This window comes from Streptomyces sp. I05A-00742 (genome assembly GCF_013055795.1).
Lineage (GTDB): Bacteria > Actinomycetota > Actinomycetes > Streptomycetales > Streptomycetaceae > Streptomyces.
Genome location: NZ_JABETO010000003.1, coordinates 30,359 through 47,642 on the forward strand (window position 1 = coordinate 30,359; position 17,284 = coordinate 47,642).

The 17,284-nt window shown below is 71.5% G+C and carries 16 protein-coding genes; 8 read left to right on the forward strand and 8 right to left on the reverse strand.

What is annotated here, in order from left to right; genetic code table 11:
• Positions 1-159 precede the first annotated feature (159 nt).
• Positions 160-1,347: a MalY/PatB family protein gene (locus HN013_RS03570; protein WP_171162855.1), complete on the forward strand. Its 1,188-nt coding sequence runs from the start codon at positions 160-162 to the stop codon at positions 1,345-1,347.
• A gap of 128 nt (positions 1,348-1,475) precedes the next feature.
• Positions 1,476-2,273 (forward strand): GNAT family N-acetyltransferase, encoded by a 798-nt coding sequence (locus HN013_RS03575; RefSeq protein ID WP_171162857.1) that lies wholly within the window; start codon positions 1,476-1,478, stop codon positions 2,271-2,273.
• Positions 2,274-2,353: 80 nt separating this feature from the next.
• Here the strand turns inward: HN013_RS03575 and HN013_RS03580 are convergent, their stop codons facing one another.
• Together HN013_RS03580 and HN013_RS03585 are read right to left on the reverse strand one after the other, a co-directional pair.
• The gene (locus HN013_RS03580) at positions 2,354-3,169 is read right to left on the reverse strand and encodes a metalloregulator ArsR/SmtB family transcription factor (protein WP_171162859.1); all 816 of its coding nucleotides are present in this window, start codon (positions 3,167-3,169) and stop codon (positions 2,354-2,356) included.
• A 95-nt stretch (positions 3,170-3,264) separates the two neighbouring features.
• Positions 3,265-4,221 (reverse strand): toll/interleukin-1 receptor domain-containing protein, encoded by a 957-nt coding sequence (locus HN013_RS03585; protein WP_171162861.1) that lies wholly within the window; start codon positions 4,219-4,221, stop codon positions 3,265-3,267.
• Positions 4,222-5,090: 869 nt separating this feature from the next.
• On the opposite strand from HN013_RS03585, the gene HN013_RS03590 reads away from it, so the two are divergent.
• From HN013_RS03590 to HN013_RS03605, 4 genes are all read left to right on the forward strand, one after another.
• Positions 5,091-6,842, forward strand: a complete 1,752-nt coding sequence (locus tag HN013_RS03590; RefSeq protein ID WP_312018487.1) for an amidohydrolase — start codon at positions 5,091-5,093, stop codon at positions 6,840-6,842.
• 219 nt (positions 6,843-7,061) lie between these two features.
• Entirely contained in the window at positions 7,062-7,661 is a 600-nt protein-coding gene (locus HN013_RS03595) for a hypothetical protein (RefSeq protein WP_171162863.1), read from the forward strand.
• A gap of 326 nt (positions 7,662-7,987) precedes the next feature.
• Complete coding sequence (locus HN013_RS03600) at positions 7,988-8,725, forward strand: alpha/beta hydrolase (protein WP_171162865.1); 738 nt, start codon at positions 7,988-7,990, stop codon at positions 8,723-8,725.
• A 166-nt stretch (positions 8,726-8,891) separates the two neighbouring features.
• Positions 8,892-9,452 carry a hypothetical protein gene (locus HN013_RS03605; RefSeq protein WP_171162867.1) on the forward strand — a complete coding sequence of 187 codons (561 nt, stop codon included), beginning with the start codon at positions 8,892-8,894 and terminating at the stop codon, positions 9,450-9,452.
• Between the two features lie 164 nt (positions 9,453-9,616).
• Here the strand turns inward: HN013_RS03605 and HN013_RS03610 are convergent, their stop codons facing one another.
• From HN013_RS03610 to HN013_RS32635, 5 genes are all read right to left on the reverse strand, one after another.
• A complete protein-coding gene (locus tag HN013_RS03610) occupies positions 9,617-10,918 on the reverse strand; it encodes a DUF6986 family protein (RefSeq protein ID WP_171162869.1) in 1,302 nt (433 codons plus the stop codon).
• Between the two features lie 151 nt (positions 10,919-11,069).
• Positions 11,070-12,032: an electron transfer flavoprotein subunit alpha/FixB family protein gene (locus HN013_RS03615; protein ID WP_171162870.1), complete on the reverse strand. Its 963-nt coding sequence runs from the start codon at positions 12,030-12,032 to the stop codon at positions 11,070-11,072.
• Between the two features lie 49 nt (positions 12,033-12,081).
• Positions 12,082-12,876 (reverse strand): electron transfer flavoprotein subunit beta/FixA family protein, encoded by a 795-nt coding sequence (locus HN013_RS03620; protein WP_171162872.1) that lies wholly within the window; start codon positions 12,874-12,876, stop codon positions 12,082-12,084.
• Between the two features lie 188 nt (positions 12,877-13,064).
• Positions 13,065-13,571, reverse strand: coding sequence for a flavin reductase family protein (locus tag HN013_RS03625; protein ID WP_171162874.1), 507 nt, complete (start codon positions 13,569-13,571; stop codon positions 13,065-13,067).
• 204 nt (positions 13,572-13,775) lie between these two features.
• Positions 13,776-14,297 carry a thioredoxin family protein gene (locus tag HN013_RS32635; protein ID WP_171162876.1) on the reverse strand — a complete coding sequence of 174 codons (522 nt, stop codon included), beginning with the start codon at positions 14,295-14,297 and terminating at the stop codon, positions 13,776-13,778.
• An 88-nt stretch (positions 14,298-14,385) separates the two neighbouring features.
• Here HN013_RS32635 and HN013_RS03635 point away from each other — a divergent pair, with 88 nt between their 5' ends.
• Positions 14,386-15,111, forward strand: coding sequence for a 1-acyl-sn-glycerol-3-phosphate acyltransferase (locus HN013_RS03635; RefSeq protein WP_171162879.1), 726 nt, complete (start codon positions 14,386-14,388; stop codon positions 15,109-15,111).
• A gap of 450 nt (positions 15,112-15,561) precedes the next feature.
• Here the strand turns inward: HN013_RS03635 and HN013_RS03640 are convergent, their stop codons facing one another.
• Entirely contained in the window at positions 15,562-16,284 is a 723-nt protein-coding gene (locus tag HN013_RS03640; RefSeq protein WP_171162881.1) for a GNAT family N-acetyltransferase, read from the reverse strand.
• Between the two features lie 512 nt (positions 16,285-16,796).
• On the opposite strand from HN013_RS03640, the gene HN013_RS03645 reads away from it, so the two are divergent.
• Positions 16,797-17,186 (forward strand): hypothetical protein, encoded by a 390-nt coding sequence (locus HN013_RS03645; RefSeq protein ID WP_171162883.1) that lies wholly within the window; start codon positions 16,797-16,799, stop codon positions 17,184-17,186.
• Positions 17,187-17,284: the final 98 nt, after the last annotated feature.

Sequence of the window (17,284 nt, forward strand, 5' to 3'; positions counted from 1 at the left end):
CGGCGCGCCCCGCCACCGCCCGCCCTGGCGGGTTTCCGGTACAGGGTGGCCCTTTGCCGGAAGCGGTGGGGGGAGGGGGGTGCTGATCATGGGTGTGCCGGACGGCAGTGGCTCGTCCGGCGGGTCCATCGTTCCACGGAAGATTCAGGAGGCCCCGCCATGGGCCATCTCTCGATCCCGCCCCTCCCCGAGCTGCGGAAGCGGCGGAGCGCCAAGTGGCGGACGTTCGACGACGACGTGCTGCCCCTGCCGGTGGCGGAGATGGACTTTCCGCTGGCGGAGCCGGTGGCGCGGGCGTTGCATGAGGCGGTCGACCGGTCGGATACGGGGTACGCGGCGCCGACGCCGGAACTGGCGCGGGCGGTCAGCGGCTATGCCCGGCGGTCCTGGGGCTGGGAGGTCGACGTCGAGCATGTGCGGACGGTGGTCGACGTCGGGATGGCCGTCGTCGAGGTGCTGCGCCGGATCGTCGCGCCGGGGGACAGAGTGGTCGTCAGTCCGCCGGTGTACGAGCCGTTCGCGTGGTGGGTGCGGGAGGTCGGTGGGCAGGTGGTCGAGGCTCCGCTGGCCGACGGTCCGGAGGGGCCGCGGCTCGATCCGGAGGCGCTGGAGCGGGCGTTCGCCGATCAGGCGGTGGCGTACCTGCTCTGCAACCCGCACAATCCCGTCGGCCGGGTGCACGGGCGCGAGGAGCTGGCCACCGTGGCCCGGCTGGCCGACCGGTACGGCGTGTACGTGCTCTCCGACGAGATCCACGCCCCGCTCGTCCTGCCGGGCGCGGAGTTCGTCCCGTTCCTGGACGTGTCGGAGGAGGCCCGCCGCTGGGGCTTCTCGTTCCTGTCGGCAAGCAAGGGCTGGAACCTGGCCGGGCTCAAGGCGGCCACCGTGGTCACCGCGGATCCGGCCCCGAAGCGGATCGTCGACCGCCTGTCACCGCATTCGCTGTACCGCACCGGGCACTTCGGGGTGCTGGCGACGGTGGCCGCGTTCGAGGAGGGAGGGCCCTGGCTGGACGGGGTGCTGGATGCCCTGGACCACAACCGGAAGCTGCTGGACGAGCTCCTGACCGACCTGCTCCCCGGTGTCCACTGCCGGCGCCCGGAGGCCGGCTTCCTGGCCTGGGTGGACTTCCGTGCCCTCGACTGGGGCGAGGACCCGGCGGAACGCGTCCTCAGTGACGCCCGCGTTGCGCTCAACTCGGGCCTGCGGTACGGGCCCTCCGGCGCCGGCTTCGCCAGACTGAACTTCGGCTGCTCGCCGGACGTCCTCACGGAGGCCGTCACCAGGATCGCCGCCGCCCGCCGAGCAGACCGCACCGGAGCGACGAACAGCCAGATGTCCGGCTGAGCAACAGCGCATCCCTCCACAGGGTCTGGCCCGAAATGGACCTGCGGGAATCCGGTGACCTGACATACCCGGCGGCCGAGGCCGCCCGCCACCCCGAGCCGTCGGCGGCCGATGACTACGGTGACCCGATGGACAGCACCAACGCTCGCAGGCTGACACCGCACTTCGAGCTCATGGAGAACCACCTCGCGTTCCTCGGCACCCAGCGAGGATCCCTGCACGTGACGGACACGGCCGTCGAGTTGACCGGAAAGGCCGACTTCCTGTCGTTCTGGGCGCCGCTGTGGGCGGACTTGGCGATACCGGAGCACGTCACCGAAGTACGTACCTTCCCCTGGAGCGGGGAGCCCCGGGGCGGGGACTCCTGGCATGAACGTCTCCTCTCCTCCGGGTTCTCCCCGGAGGAGGAGCTGCGCTATATGGAGGCCCCCGTCGCACCGTCCGAAACCGTCACCCCGTCCGGAAGCCCGCACCTCCCGGACGGGGTCTCCGTTTCGGTGGTCGCGACGGACGAGGACGCCCTGGCGTTCTCCGGCGTGCAGACGGAGGGATTCATTCCCCCGGATCTCCCGTCGCGCGACTGGTGGGTGAGGGCGCTTCCAGAAACAGCCCTGCGTCAGTACCGCGACCCGTCCCAGACGTTCTACCTGCTGCGCGACCGGGGCGAGCCGGTCGCCGTGAGCCTCACCGTGCGCTCGGACGGAGTGTGCGGCATCTACGCGGTCACCACCGTCCCGTCGCACCGGGGACGGGGCTTCGCCACGCTCCTGCTGGACGTGATCCGGCACGATGCCCGACGGCAGGGCGACATCCGGCTGACGCTCCAGGTGGAGGCGGACTCGGACGCGGAACGCCTCTACAAGAAGTGCCGTTTCACCACCGCTTTCGCTTCGACGGCGTACGTACGCCAGGGTGGTGACGCGTAACGGGCCCTGCCCACACCTCCCACCACCCCCGTGCCTGCCCCGCGCGCCGTCCGTACGCGATATACGCGATATACGCGATGTCAGTCGTCGGCGTGCGCGGCATCGGCGGCGGTTCCGGGGAGCGGGTCGCCGGTCTCCAGCAGGGACTTGAGGCCGGAGAGTACGAGCGGCCAGCCTTCGTGGATCATCTCCAGGACGGTACTGCCGGGCTCGAAGCCGTCGTGCACAACGGTCAGCTTGACGGTCTCGCCGAGGGGTTCGATCTCGAACGTCACCTTGGACCGGCGTTCGCCGGCGATCCGGCGGCGGAGTTCCTCGTCCACCCCGACGGCCCCTGCCCATTCCGGGGTGAAGGTGTGCCAGGTGTAGGACAGGCGGCGGAAGGGGTCCGAGTCGAGGACGACCTGTTCCGGGTCGGTGATGCGGGCCCCGCCCTGTTCCCAGACCACGGCCGACCCCTTCGTCCAGTCCGAAGCGAACTCCAGCCCCCAGTAGCGGCGGGTGAACTCCGGTTCGGTCAGCGCCTTCCAGAGCCGTTCCGGGGTGGTTCTGATGTAGGTCGTGTAAACGAACGCTCCGCTCTCCATGGCGGGTTCCTCCAGTGCTCTCTTGAGATCGGCGAGCGCGTGCGCCCGCCCGCGGTCGTACCGGCTGATCCAGCGGTCGGCGATGGCGTTGATCGGCTCGGCGTTGAGGTAGTGCAGCTTCTCCCGGCCCCTCCGGGCCGTGGTGACCAGATGGGCCGCCTCCAGCAGGGCCAGATGCTTGCTGACCGACTGCCGGGTCATGTCCAGTCCGGCGCACAGCTCCCGCAGCGTCTGCCCGTTGCGGGCGTTCAGGCTGTCCAGCAGCCGACGGCGGCTGGGATCGGCCAGCGCCTTGAAGATCTCGTCCATCCCCACCTCGACATGCAGCCATTTGGTTGCCTCTACCGTAGGCAGCCATTTAGCTGCATGTCAAGATGGGCGTTTTGCCTGAGGAAGGCCCGGCGTCACAGTTCGCGCTTGCGGTTGCGCCAGGCATGGATTCCGGGAAGCAGCGACGAATCCTCGCCGACGCCCCGCCCCGCCAGCACCCCCTCGACGTTGTCGAAAAAGCCGCGCGCGAAGCGACGCTGCCAGGCCCACAGGGCCGGCAGGCTCGCGAAGGACATCCCCATCGTGGCCGGGGCCATCGCGGTCGTCGCGGCGACAGCCACTCCCGTCCTGACCGTGGGCAGCTCCAGGACCACGGTCGACCGGCCGGGACCCGCGTCGATCACCTTGGCCGTGACCGGCCGGCCGCGCCGGGCATGGAAGATCACTTGCGCTGCCTCCGGGCTGGACTCCTCGACCGGATAGTGCAGCAGCTCGACGGCCCCCGTCAGGGCGTCGAACGCCCGGCGCCTGGTCGCCTGGACGGTCCGTTCGTAACGCTTCGTGGTGAGGACCGTGAACTCCTCGGCCGGATCCGCGTCCGGCCCGGAGGCCGGGACGACCGCGTGGGCCTCAAGCGTCTCCAGGAGACGCCCGAAGTCGTAGGCCCAGTCTTCCGTGGCCAGCCTGACGGCCTGGAGATACGTCATCGTCTTGAGGGAGGGCGGCAGCAGATGCGCGGGAGGCATCGTCGCGCCTTGGACGAGGACGGGAACCAGGGCGATGCCGTTCCGCAGGGCCGTCTCCAGCTCCACGCGGACCAGGTCCTCCGGGACGTCGAGCCGCCGTCGGCCGTCCGGACCCCGGGCGTCCAGCCACTGCGGCCCCAGAACGGCGATCACCGCCCGTGAGGCCGCGAGGGCGTCGTTCAGCTGGGATATGTAGTTCTGGGCGGACGTGTTCGAGTCGATGTCGAGGTAGACCCGGTTCTTCCCGAAGTACCCGCGCAGGTCCGCCGCGAGCCGCCCAGTGGAAGGCGCCGAGTCCGCGCGACGGTAGGAGATGAAGATCCCCCAGCGCCTGTGCTGCGGCATCTGCGGCGATTCGCCATGCGATTCCTGTGTCATCCGTCCCCCCGAGGCTCGATGACGGCTGCCGACGGTCACGAACTGCCGCGGGCCGTCAAGGGCAGCTTTTGAGACCATCACTTTTCGGGCAAGGGAGCGCGGAAGTGCGAGGGAGCGCGCAGCGCCGGGCGCGCGCATCAGCGACGATGCTCTCCCGTCACCGGGGCCCGCGGCGCAATCAGCGTGCGGGAGCCGGGGCGCGCGCACCGCCGCCGGGACCGGCGTGCGCCGACGGCCCCGGCTCGGCGGTGCGTGCGGGCACAGAAGCCCGGCGGTCGTGCGGGCACGGAGCCCGTCCGGCGTCCGTGGTCAGGACGCGGCCGCGTCCTCCGCCGGGGACGGCGGCTGCGGCGCCCCGGGAAGCGCGGCGTTCCGAGTGCCGACTGAGCGCCGCCCGCGATCTCGACGCCTGGTGTGAGGCGAGCCGGAGGACCTCCTCTCGGGAGGCAGGAAGCGGGAAGCGGCAGCGGGAAGCGGGCAACCGGAAGGCCGCCGGCGAGCGCGCCGGCAACGCCTGGGGACAGGCCGCCGGCATCCGCGGGCACGGCCCGGTCCGGCGCCGCGCCACGGCCCCGGGAGGGTGAACGGCCGTCCACGTCCGGCTCCCCCGGGACGTGAAGGGTTGGCCACAACCGACTCAACCATCCATTCCGGCACTTGACGCGACTCCCGTCGCCGACGGATCCTCCGATCGCCCCTGCCTCCCTTCCCTCACACTGCCCCCGCGCGGCCGCGACTCGGCGCCGCCTTTCACGCATCGCGAACCTTCCGCCGCACCACGAACCTTCCACCGCACCACATACCTTCCACCGCACCACGAACGAGAGGACCCTCACGTGTCCGCATCCAACGGACGTCTGTCCTCGGCGATCTCCCGCCGGGACGTCGGCCGCCTGGCCGGCGCCGTCGCCGCCGCCTCCATACTCCCCGCCGCCTCCTTACTGCCCGGCGCAGGGCAGGCCGTCGCCGCCGAATCCGGGCGCGCGGACCTGGTGTTCCACAACGGCGACGTCATGACGATGGACCCAAGACGGCCGAGAGCGTCGGCCGTGGCCGTCCGGGCGGGCCGGATCGTGTGCGTGGGCGGCGACGCCGAGGTCCGCGCCTTCGCCGGGAGCGGCACCGAGACGGTGAACCTGCGCGGCCGGACCCTGCTCCCCGGCATCAACGACACCCATCTGCACGCCGCCGTCTACCGGCTGAACCTCCCGCCGTACGCGCTCGACCTCGGCGCGGGCTCCGTGAAGTCCGTCGCCGACATCGTCGCCGCGGTGGCCGCCGAGGCCAAGCGCGTCCCCAAGGGGCAGTGGATCCGCGGCGCCGGGTGGAACCGCTTCCGGCTCGCCGAGCAGCGGGAACCGAACCGGGACGACCTGGACCGGGCGGCGCCGGACCATCCGGTCTTCCTCCAGGACAACGGCTACCACGCCAGCGCGGTCAACTCCCGTGCCCTGGAACTCGCCGGGATCACCGACGCCGGTCCCGACGGGCCCCGGAAGCCGGGGGTCGACTACGACGCCGCCGGACGGCCCACCGGGCTGCTCCACTACGGGGGCCAGGCGCTGGTCCAGCTCCTGCTCCCCTCCTGGAGCCGGGACCAGCGGAAGCAGGCCATCCAGGACGCGGTCGGCCGCCTCCACGCCGAGGGCATCACCAGCTACACCGATCCGGGCCTCGGGCCCGGCGGCGATGGACTCGGCGGCGGAACGCAGGGGCCCGAAACCCTCGCGGCCTACGTGGACCTGGCCCGGGCCGGGGCCCTCGACGCGCGCGTGAACGCGCTCTTCCTGCCCTGCTCGCAGTCGGGCGGATCGGCCGCCGCCGTCGGCAAGGCGCTGCGCGAGTTCACGCCGCCGACGGGCCTCGACCCCCGGCGGTTCGCCGTGCGCGGCGTGAAGCTGTTCTCCGACAGCGGCGGTGACCTGCTGGTCGAAGGGAACACCAACGAGGAACGGGCCGCCGAGCTGGCCGAGATGATCCGCGTCGCCCACGCCGCCGGCTACCAGGTGGGCGTGCACTGCTACAAGTGGACCTCCACCGTCGTGGACGGCTTCGTCGCCGCGATGCGCCGCCACCCGCGCCCCGACCCCCGGCACATCGCGATGCACGGCGCGTTCGTCACCGCGGACCTCCTCCCGACGATGGCCAGGCACCGGATCGGCCTCGGGCCGCAGGCGCAGAGCTGGTCGCACGCGATCCACGGCGCGGCGCAGGGTCCGGCGGGCGAGAACTTCCTGCCGTGGCGCTCGGCGGTCGACGCCGGCGTGCCGTTCCTCGGCAGTTCGGACACCCCCGTCAACTCGCCGAACTGGCGCGCGGGCGTCCAGGCCCTGGTCACCCGGCGCGGCAGCTGCGGCGAGGTGCACGGCCCCGGCCAGCGCCTGACCCTCGACCAGGCGTTGGCCGCCTACACCACCGCGGGCGCCTGGCAGGACTCCGCCGAGTCCTGGAAGGGATCCGTGACCCCGGGCAAGGTGGCCGACCTGTGCCTGCTCGACGGCAACCTGCGCACCACGGACCCGGACGGTATCGCCGGTGTCCCGGTGGCGATGACCGTCTTCGACGGCCGGGTCGTCCACGGCGCCTGACGGCGAGGGCGCGGCCGTCCCATCGTCCACGGCCGTCCCGTCGTCCATGGCCGTCCCCGTCGTCCACGGCGGGACGGCCGGACGGCCGGACGGGTGGCCCGCAGCGAGTACAAGAGGCCACCGCCGCATTGGCACGCTGTTCCTCCCCACCCGGCCCCGGCCCTGGTCCACCCGAATGGGACCTTGACGCTTGCGGCGAGGCCCCCCTTTCCTGTCCCCATGGCGGAATCGACACCGAGCGTTCTCGACGTGCTGACATCGTCGATGGGAGCCCTGCCCGCGTTCGACATCACGTACTTCCTGCCGTGCGGGACAGTGAAAGACAGGGTTCTGAAACATGACCTCCTGCATGTTCTCCTGATCGACAGGGCGTGGCCGGTCACCTTCCGATTCGAGGACGAATACTGCGCCGCCGTCGTCCAGGCGGTTCTGATGAAGGACAGCCGCGTGTCCGCACGCTCCGTGACGTGGAACGAGCCTCCCGCTGCCGCCTCCGTGCCCAGCCTGGACGAGATCTATGAGGTGACCATTCCCAGCGTGGTGGACTTCCTGAGATTCGCGCTGGTCCGGCTCGGCTTGCGTGTTCCGGACGACTTCAGACTGCCGGACGTGAATTTCGTCGGTGAGTACTACCGATTGGGCCTGCTCTTCGAGCACGAGTTCCGCACCGAGTTCGGCGAGGACTACGCGTCGGTACCGGCAGACGTGTTGAAGGACATGCCCTTCGCAGACGTGGCTCACAGCTTTCGACGGGCGACCGAGAAGCACGGCCGGATGCGGCGGCACCAGGTCCGGCAGAATCGCCTGGGCAGGACCTAGGCTGCCCGTTGAGATCGCCATGGGCCGGCGCTTCAAGGGCCACAGCCCGGGAGCCCGCTGTCCCGGCCTTCCCTTCGGGAAGCCGCGAGGGAGCGCCAAGCAGCACTGCACAGTGGTCCGGCTCCGTGGCATCCGGCCACGGAGCCTCCGCGAAAACCCGTTGGCGGACCACGGCGCCCACTGCTACTTTTCCGGAGGCCGTGCGAGAGAACGAGGAGGTGGTACCCGTGAACGCAGTATCGACATGGGTGCTCCCCTTCGGGGTCACGGTCGGGCGATAGGTCGTCCGGGAGCGCCGTTCACGAGCACTCCCGAAAGGCACGACCATGCGATTCACTTCCGTAGAGCGCCTCGACGACGGCGTCCTCGAACGCGAATTCACCCTCGGCGGGATCCCCGGCATGCTGTGGACGCCCACGTCCGTACCCGCACCGGCGCCGCTGATCCTGATCAGCCCCCCGCCCCTCGGACTGCGCAAGCTGTACCCCCGGCTGGCGGGACGGGCCCGGTACTACGCGGCGGAGTACGGCTTCGCCGCGGCCACCATCGAGCTTCCCGGGAGCGGGGAACGGCCTCGTTGGGCCGCAGCCGAGCAGGCCCGCGCCGACTTGCGCCGGGCGATGGAGGCCGGCGAGCCGGTCGGCGACGAGATCGTCGACGCCCTCATCCTCCCGCTGGTCGAAAAGTCGGTCCCGGAATGGCAGACCGCCCTGGACGCCCTCCTGTCGCTGCCCGAGATCGGCGGCCCGGTCGGGTACGAGGGGGGAGTGATCTCCATCGGCGTCCGGCTGGCGGTGGTCGAGCCGCGCATCGTGGCCGCCGGTTTCTTCGCCGGGAGTTTTGTGCCCGCCGCCATGTTCGGGGAGGCCCGCCAGGTCACCATTCCGCTGCAGGTCCTGCTGCAGTGGGACGACGAGGGGAACGACCGGCAGGTGGCCCTGGACCTGTTCGACGCCTTCGGCTCCAAGGAGAAGACCCTGCACGCCAATCCGGGCGGGCACACCGGCGTTCCGCAGTTCGAACTCGACGCCGGTGCCCGGTTCTTCGCCCGGCACCTGAAGTGAGGCCCGACCGTCAGGCCGACAGCAGACGGTAGGCGGCCGGCGGTAGCAGTAGCGGTGGCGGTGGCGGTGCAGGATTCAACTGGCCGGGAAGCATCTTGGTATATACCTGACATGGAGGAGAGGATCCCGGTTGTTGGCAGAACGTCCACGAATCTGGGAGTTGCCCATGAGTTCCCGTGCGACACGAATCGCCATCACAGCCGGGGCCGGCCTACTGGTCCTGGCCGCCGGGACCGCCACCGCACAGGCCCGGCCCGAGCCCGTGTCCAAGGAGAAGAGCTGCCTGGTCAACGTCGGTACGGGAGCCACCCGGTGCTTCGGCACCTTCCGTGAGGCCATCGCCGCCTCCACGGAGGGACGGATCACCGACGCTCCCCTGTCCGGCAAGGACGCCGCCAACGACCGGAAGCTGGCGGACAGACTCCGCAAGTCCTCCGCCGAGAGCGGCAGGTTGAACGCCGAACTGGCCATCCTCTACGAGCACTGGAACTTCGGCGGCACGTCCATCATCCTCAACGGCGGCGCGTGCCGGAGCGGCAACGGCCGTGACTACACGGGTGAGTTCACCGACTGGGCCGACAGCATCAGCTCGGTCATCCCCGTCGCCTGCTGGATCGAGCTCTGGGCCGATCCCCACCAGACCGGTACGCACCAGGAGTACCGCGACTCCACGCCGTACGTGGGGGATGCCATGAATGACCGGGCGAGTTCGTACGCCCTCCTGTAGGACCTGTCCCGCAGGACCTGGGGGCGGAGCCGCTCACGGCGCCCACAGCGGCTCCGCCCCGTGCGTCACGATCGGTGTCAACCGATCGGAGCAGTGCGTTCGGATCCTCCCCCGGGGAGCCCGGGCCGCCTTCGGCACCACGATCGCCGCCACCGACGGCGACCTCACCCTCCGGAGATGGGCACCCGGCCCGCCACTCCCTCCAACTCCCCCCGCGTCAGCCCCGTGAGCCGCGCCACCTCCGCCGCGTCGACCGCCCCGCAGTCGACCCCGCGCAGCAAGTACCCGGCGAGCGCGCGGGCCGTCGCGGGCTCGTCCAGGACGCCGCTCCCGGCGCCCGCGCCGCCCCCGCCCGTGTACGCGAGCAGCCGGGACGCCGCCGTCGCCAGACCCTCGCGACAGAAGCCGTAGACCGCCGCGTACCGGGTCGGCAGGTGGGCGGGGTGCATGTCCCAGCCCTGGTAGTACGCGCGCGTCAACGACCGGCGCACCAGCGCGTAGTGATGGCGCCAGGCCGCACGGACCTGCGCGCTCGTGCCCACCGGCAGGACGTTCGTCGAGCCGTCCGAGAGCCGGACGCCCGTACCGGCCACCGCGACCTGCATGACGGCCTTGGCGTGGTCGGCCGCCGGGTGGTCGGGGGCCTGGTGGGCGGGGGCGACGCCGCAGGCCGCGCTGTAGTCGAAGGTGCCGTAGTGCAGGGCGGAGACCCGGCCCTCCCCCGCGTCCACCAGCCGGGCGACCGTGGCGCGCCCGTCCGCTCCCAGGATCACCTGGGTGGTCTCGATCTGGACCTCGAAGCGGATCCGGCCCGCCTCCAGGCCGTGGGCCTTCTCGAACTCCCCGGCCAGTTCCGCCATGGCCGTGACCTGCTCGGCGTAGGTGACCTTGGGCAGCGTGAGGACCAGCCCGGCGGGCAGACCGGCGCCGCCCCCGGCCGTGACCAGGCCCGTGAGGAAGACGTCTAGCGTGCGGACGCCCCGGTCCCGGACGGCCGCTTCCATGGACTTGGCGCGGATCCCGACGAACGGCGGGGCACTGCCGTCCGCCACCGCCGCCGCCACCAGCTCCGCCGCGCGGGCGGCCGCTTCGTCCTCCTCCGCGTCGGAGCGCCGGCCGTAGCCGTCCTCGAAGTCGATCCGCAGGTCCTCGACCGGCTCGTGGGCGAGCTTCGCCCGGACGCGGTCGTGGACGGCGACGGCGGATTCATCCGGCAGCCCCAGGGCGGCGGCCAGCGCGCCCGCGTCGGGCGCGTGCGCGTCGAGCGCGGCCAGGGCCCGTTCGCCCCACGTACGGACGGTGTCCGCCGCGAAGGCGTCGGCGGGGACGTAGACGGTGTGGACGGGCTGGCGCGTGCCGGGGTCTCCGGGGTAGCGGCGCGCGAGGTCGGCGTCGACCCCGGCGAGGCCCGCCGTCAGACGATCGGTCAACGCGCTCTCGAAGGTCGTCGCCACGCTCCGGTGCACAGGACCCCACCCGCCGTTCCGCCGCCAGGAGTTCAACAGTTCGTTGAAGCTAGCCGCGCCCCCGGCCGACGGTCAACACCCCGCCACGACAACGAGAACGGGCTCCCGCACGCCGTCGCGCGCGGGAGCCCGTACGGCTCTCGGGAGGGGATCAGCCCTTGCGGGTCTTGACCTCGTCCGTCAGCTGCGGGACGACCTGGAAGAGGTCGCCGACGACGCCGTAGTCGACCAGCTCGAAGATCGGCGCCTCCTCGTCCTTGTTGATGGCGACGATCGTCTTCGAGGTCTGCATGCCGGCGCGGTGCTGGATCGCGCCGGAGATGCCCGCCGCGATGTACAGCTGCGGGGAGACCGACTTGCCGGTCTGGCCGACCTGGTTGGTGTGCGGGTACCAGCCGGCGTCGACGGCGGCGCGGGAGGCGCCGACGGCGCCGCCGAGCGAGTCCGCGAGGGCCTCGATCAGCGGGAAGTTCTCGGCGCCGTTGACGCCGCGGCCACCGGAGACCACGATCGCGGCCTCGGTCAGCTCGGGGCGGCCGGTCGACTCGCGCGGAGTGCGGGAGACGACCTTGGTGCCGGTCGCGAGCTTGCCGAAGGTGACGGACAGCTGCTCGACCGTGCCCGCGGCCGGGGCGGCCTCGGGAGCGGCGGAGTTGGGCTTGACGGTGATGACCGGGGTGCCCTTGGTGACGCGGGACTTGGTGGAGTACGAGGCCGCGAAGACGGACTGCGTGGCCACCGGGCCCTCGTCACCGGCCTCCAGGTCCACGGCGTCGGTGATGAGACCGCCGCCGATACGGAGGGCGAGGCGGGCCGCGATCTCCTTGCCCTCGGCGGAGGACGGGACGAGGACGGCGGCCGGGGAGACGGCGTCGTACGCGGCCTGGAGCGCGTCCACCTTGGGCACGACGAGGTAGTCGGCGAACTCGGCGGCGTCGGCGGTCAGCACCTTGACGGCGCCGTGCTCGCCGAGCACCTTCGCGGCCTCGTCGGCGCCGGCGCCGAGGTGCACGGCGACGGGCTCGCCGATGCGGCGGGCGAGGGTCAGCAGTTCGAGGGTGGGCTTGCGGACGGCACCGTCCACGTGGTCTACGTAGACGAGGACTTCAGCCATGGCGTGCTCTCCTGCGAGAAGTGTGAGGGCGGTTGAGGAAGGGCCGGGCTCAGATGAACTTCTGGCCCGCGAGGAACTCGGCGAGCTGCTTGCCGCCCTCGCCCTCGTCCTTGACGATGGTGCCGGCCGTGCGGGCCGGACGCTCGGTGGCGCTGTCCACCTTGGTCCAGGCGCCGTCGAGGCCGACCTCGTCCGCCTCGATGCCGAGGTCGGAGAGGTCCAGGGACTCCACCGGCTTCTTCTTCGCGGCCATGATGCCCTTGAAGGACGGGTAACGCGCCTCGCCCGACTGGTCGGTGACGGAGACGACGGCCGGGAGGGAGGCCTCCAGCTGCTCGCTCGCGGCGTCGCCGTCGCGGCGGCCGGTGACCGTGGTGCCGTCGACGGAGACCTCGGAGAGCAGGGAAACCTGCGGGACGCCCAGGCGCTCGGCGAGGAGGGCCGGGAGCACGCCCATGCCGCCGTCGGTGGAGGCCATGCCGCAGATGACCAGGTCGTAGCCGACGTGCTCGACGGCCTTGGCGAGCACCAGGGAGGTGCCCAGGGCGTCGGTGCCGTGCAGGTCCTCGTCCTCGACGTGGACGGCCTTGTGCGCCCCCATGGACAGCGCCTTGCGGAGCGCGTCCTTGGCGTCCTCGGGGCCGACGGTGAGCACGGTGATCTCCGCTGCGTCTTCGGAATCCGCCTCGTCGGCGATCTGCAGCGCCTGCTCGACCGCGTACTCGTCGAGCTCCGAGAGCAGGCCGTCCACGTCGTCGCGGTCGACGGTCAGGTCTTCGGCGAAGTGCCGGTCGCCGGTGGCGTCGGGCACGTACTTCACACAGACAACGATCCTCAAGCTCACGCCGGCTCTCCTACTGCATCGTCTCTTCGTAGCTGCCTTGACAGGCAGCATAGGCGCCTTCGGGGGGCGGATCCCGGTCGGAACGGGTGCCGCCTCGACCGGAATGTTACTCGTCAGTACATCGAGCGTGTTCCCCGAGCGCAAGGCCGTCGAACTGTGATCTGCCCAACGCGCGGGGACGGGACGTATCAGTCCCTTAAACCGTTGAAGCGTCCCTGGTGGTAGAGGAGGGGAAGGCCCGCCCCGGCCTCGTCCCCGGCCACCGCTTCCGCGAGGACGAGGCGGTGGTCGCCGGCGGGCACCCGGGCCACCACCCGGCACACCAGCCACGCCAGGACACCTTCCAGCAGGGGCACCCCCTCCGGGCCGGCGCGCCAGCGCGTGGGGGCGGCGAAGCGGTCGACGCCGCTGCGGGCGAAGGCGGCGGCCAGCTCCCGCTGGTGTTCGCCGAGTATGTGCACGCCGACGTACTCGGCCTCGGCCATCACGGGCCAGCTGGAGGATCCGGTGCCGACGCCGAAGGAGACCAGCGGGGGCTCGGCGGCGACGGAGGTGAGGGAGGTCGCGGTGAACCCGGCTGGGCGTGCGCCCCGCGCGGTGATCACGGCGACGCCGGCGGCGTGCCGGCGGAAGACCGAGCGCAGCAGCTCGGGGCCGGTGCTGCGGAAGGTGCGGAGTTCGGGCGAGACCGACATGGACTGTCCCTTTCAGGTCGAGCCGGAGTGGTGCGGTCGCGGTGACTCACGGGCTCGGACAGCGCGCACCGGCCACTACCGGAACGTCCACGTACGTGTCTAACTGCGAGAGAAGTCCAGGCCACATGGCGTCACCTTGACGAGAGGCGAGGAGCGGAGTCAAGGGCCGCCGGACGGATGCGAGACGGATCACGGTGATCTCCGTCACGCGGGGCCGACCGCGGCTCCGAGTGCGGCGATGACGTGCGCCTTGCGCGGCTCGCCGACGGCTCGGCGCACGACGCGGCCGTCCGCGTCGAGGACGAGGACGGTGGGGGTCGCGGCGATGTCCAGCGCCCGGACGAGCCCGAGCCGCGACTCGGCGTCGATCTCGACGTGGGTGACGCCCTCGACCATCGCCGCCACGTCCGTCAGGACTCGCCGGGTGGCGGCGCAGGGGCGGCAGAAGGCGCTGGAGAACTGCACGAGGGTGGCCCGCTCCCCCAGCTGCGCCCCGAGTTCGGCGGCGCTCAGCCGCACGACGCCCTCTCGTCGCTCTTCCCTCACGCCCGTCCTCCCGCTTCGGCCCCGCTCCCCCGCGGTGGCACCGCCCTGTCCAGCGCCGCCTCCGCCGAGGGAATTCCCGCCGGAACGATCGCTACCGCCCGACCGTACCCGGCATATCGGGCGACGTGATGAGGATCTCCCGGCGGAGACCCGCCTGTGACTGGCCCACAGGCCGGACATTCGGGCACGATCTGCCGGAAGCCGCCACCCTACGGCTGCGTAACCTCGACGGGAGCACACTCCCCAGCCCCCGAAGGATATTTCCGATATGGCAGAGCTCGTCTACCCCCCGGTGATCGGTGCCGTCCGCACCATGTTCAAGGCCGCCGATCTGCGCCTCGACGTCCAGGGCACCGAACACGTTCCGCAGCGCGGCGGGGCGGTGCTGGTGAGCAACCACATCGGCTACCTCGACTTCCTCTTCTGCGGGCTCGCCGCCCGGCCGGCCAAGCGGCTGGTGCGGTTCATGGCGAAGGAGTCGGTCTTCCGGCACAAGGTGTCCGGGCCGCTCATGCGCGCGATGAAGCACATACCCGTCGACCGCTCCGCGGGGCTCGGCGCGTACAAGCACGCCCTCGGCGCGCTGCGCTCGGGCGAGATCATCGGGGTCTTCCCGGAAGCGACGATCTCCACCTCCTTCACCCTGAAGACCTTCAAGTCCGGCGCGGCGCGGCTGGCCCAGGAGGCCGGCGTCCCCCTGCTGCCGATGGCTCTCTGGGGCACCCAGCGCCTCTGGACCAAGGGCCGCAAGCGGGACCTCGGCCGCAGCCACATCCCCGTCTCCATACGGGTCGGCGCCCCCGTCGAGGCCGACCCCGCCGAACCGGCCGAGAAGGTCACCGAGCGCCTGCGCGCCCGCGTCCAGGAACTCCTGGAGGCCGCCCAGCGCGCCTACCCCGTCCACCCGAAGAACCCCGCCGACACCTGGTGGGTCCCCGCCCACCTGGGCGGCACGGCTCCGACGCCGGCCCAGGCGGCGCTGGAAGGCGCGTAGTCCGGGGAAAGCCTTGCCGCCCCGCGCGGCATACCCACCGGGCGGGTCTCCGACTGACGGCCGGCCCACGACGCGGCCCTGCGCGCACGCTTCAGCGATCTGGCTTGCGACCGGATGCGGGGCACCGGGGCGGATCACACGAAGGCCCCGCACCGGACGGTGCGGGGCCTTCTCCGTCGGCATGTGCACGGAATCCCCTACCAGCACGAACACGCCTGCATCCGCTGCCCTGCCCTCCAGATCGACCCCCCGCCGGCGGCCACGCCTCACCGAGATCATCCGGAACCTCCGCGATCGCATCCGCGAAGCCCGCGGTAACCGATGGCTCGGAGAAGTCGACGGACTTCAGGTCGGTCTCGACGCCGCCACCGCCAAGCTCAACGGCCTGAGCCGGGCCCCGGCCGACGGTCGGCCCCAACGGGTCGACCTCGGCATGCCGCTCTTCACCGATCAGACGATCTCGATGCTCAGCTGGAAGCCCAGTTCCTCGAAGCCCAATGCGGCTGCAACGCGCCGGGAGGCGGGAAGCCGTGCACGCCATTGCGGTAGCAGCCCGGCAGCGAGGGCATGTGCGACCGCCGCTGAACCCGTCACCCGCGCCAGCCCCCGCCCCCGCGCTGCCGGCGCGGTCAGCACGCCAATGTGAGCGGTACGACTCGGCCAGGCTCGATAGCCGGCAGCAGCAACTTCCTGACCCTGCTCGCGGACCACGAACGCGCGAGACGTGATCTCGTCCAGCGCGGCCTCCCCAGCGTCTCCCTCGCCGGCCGTCTTCTCCAGACGCCGCAGATCCGGGTGGTCGGCCGGCAGTTGCTCCGCCGCCAGCGCACCGGATTCGACCGGGCGAAAACCCTCCGGAGACACATACGACAACACCGCCGGCCCCAACACCCTCGCAACAGGCAGGACCGTCCGGATTGAAGTGCCGTCCACGACAGCCTCCACCGACAGTCCCGCCAGTGCACCCCGAACGATCACTGCGGCGCTCTCAGTCGGCACAGTCACGATCGCCGATCCACCGAGAACCACCACCCCCAGCCAGCCGGCCGGGCACAGCCCCGACTCCGGGGAGACCACCACGTGCACACCACCCGGCGGCGGGAACGACACCGGTACCCGGGCAAGGTCTTCCCACAGAGCCCGAGCTCTGAGCAACGATGGATCTATTGACATGGCTCCGATCCTGCCAGGCGAAGTCAGCCTCCGACCTGGCAATTGACCCGCCGGCCAGTCCCAAGGCGCAGGAAAGACACTCGCTCAGGACAGCCACGTCGCGTCGCCGCCCTGGTCCGGAACAGGACGACTCCCGCAGGCGCGGAAGCCGCGGGGGCAACTGCCCTGTCAGTCAGCCACAGCCGGAGTGGCAGCACAGCCCGGCGCGGCAACCGCACGGCGGACACGGCAGGACCAGATCCCCCAACTGCGCGGAACGGCAAGGCGCTGCACTTCTTCGAACGTGTACCGCACTGCTACGGTGCGTCATCAACGGCTGTCAGGCGGCAGCGCGTCATGGCATCCGTGTCCTTGTTCTCCCCTCTCGTGCCCTGCCCTTGCCTCGCGTTGGAGCGTTGATGCCTTCCTCGGGCGGTCTGTCTCGGTCCCGGAGCGCCGAAGCGTTGTGCTTGCCCGCTCAGCCTGCTCTGCGGCGGTCGACGGACACGGCCGGACACTTTCCGGAGCATCGTGTGGCACCGCCGCCGCCGGATTTCCTGCTCCCCCACGGGCCGTGGGGGCTGCTGGAAGCCGCGCACCGGTGGAACGGGTTCAGCCGCGAGGCGTGGCACCGCATGCTCCGGGGGCTACGGGTCGGCCCGGCATCGGCGTATCTCAGCCGGCGGGCGCTCGCGATGGACTTCGCCCGCTGGTCGGCCTCCTGTCTGGCCCATGGACTGACGGCAGGCGGCTTCCGGAAGGAAGCGGCCACCGTGTTCCAAGCCATCGGCGACTACGCCACCCCGGCCCCGTGGCAGTACATCACGCACCACCCGGAGCGGTGGCGGGAGGAGTTCGAGGCGACCCGCAGTGCCTGCCTGCGGCGGCTCAACTCGCCGCCGGACGCGGGAAGACGGCCGTGAGCGCCTGCTGGCTCCGCGGGCGGGCTCCGCCCGTGCCGCGCCGACGGCCCGGCAGCCGGCCCGGCCCCCTCCCTCCCTTCTGCTCTTCTCTGTGCGGA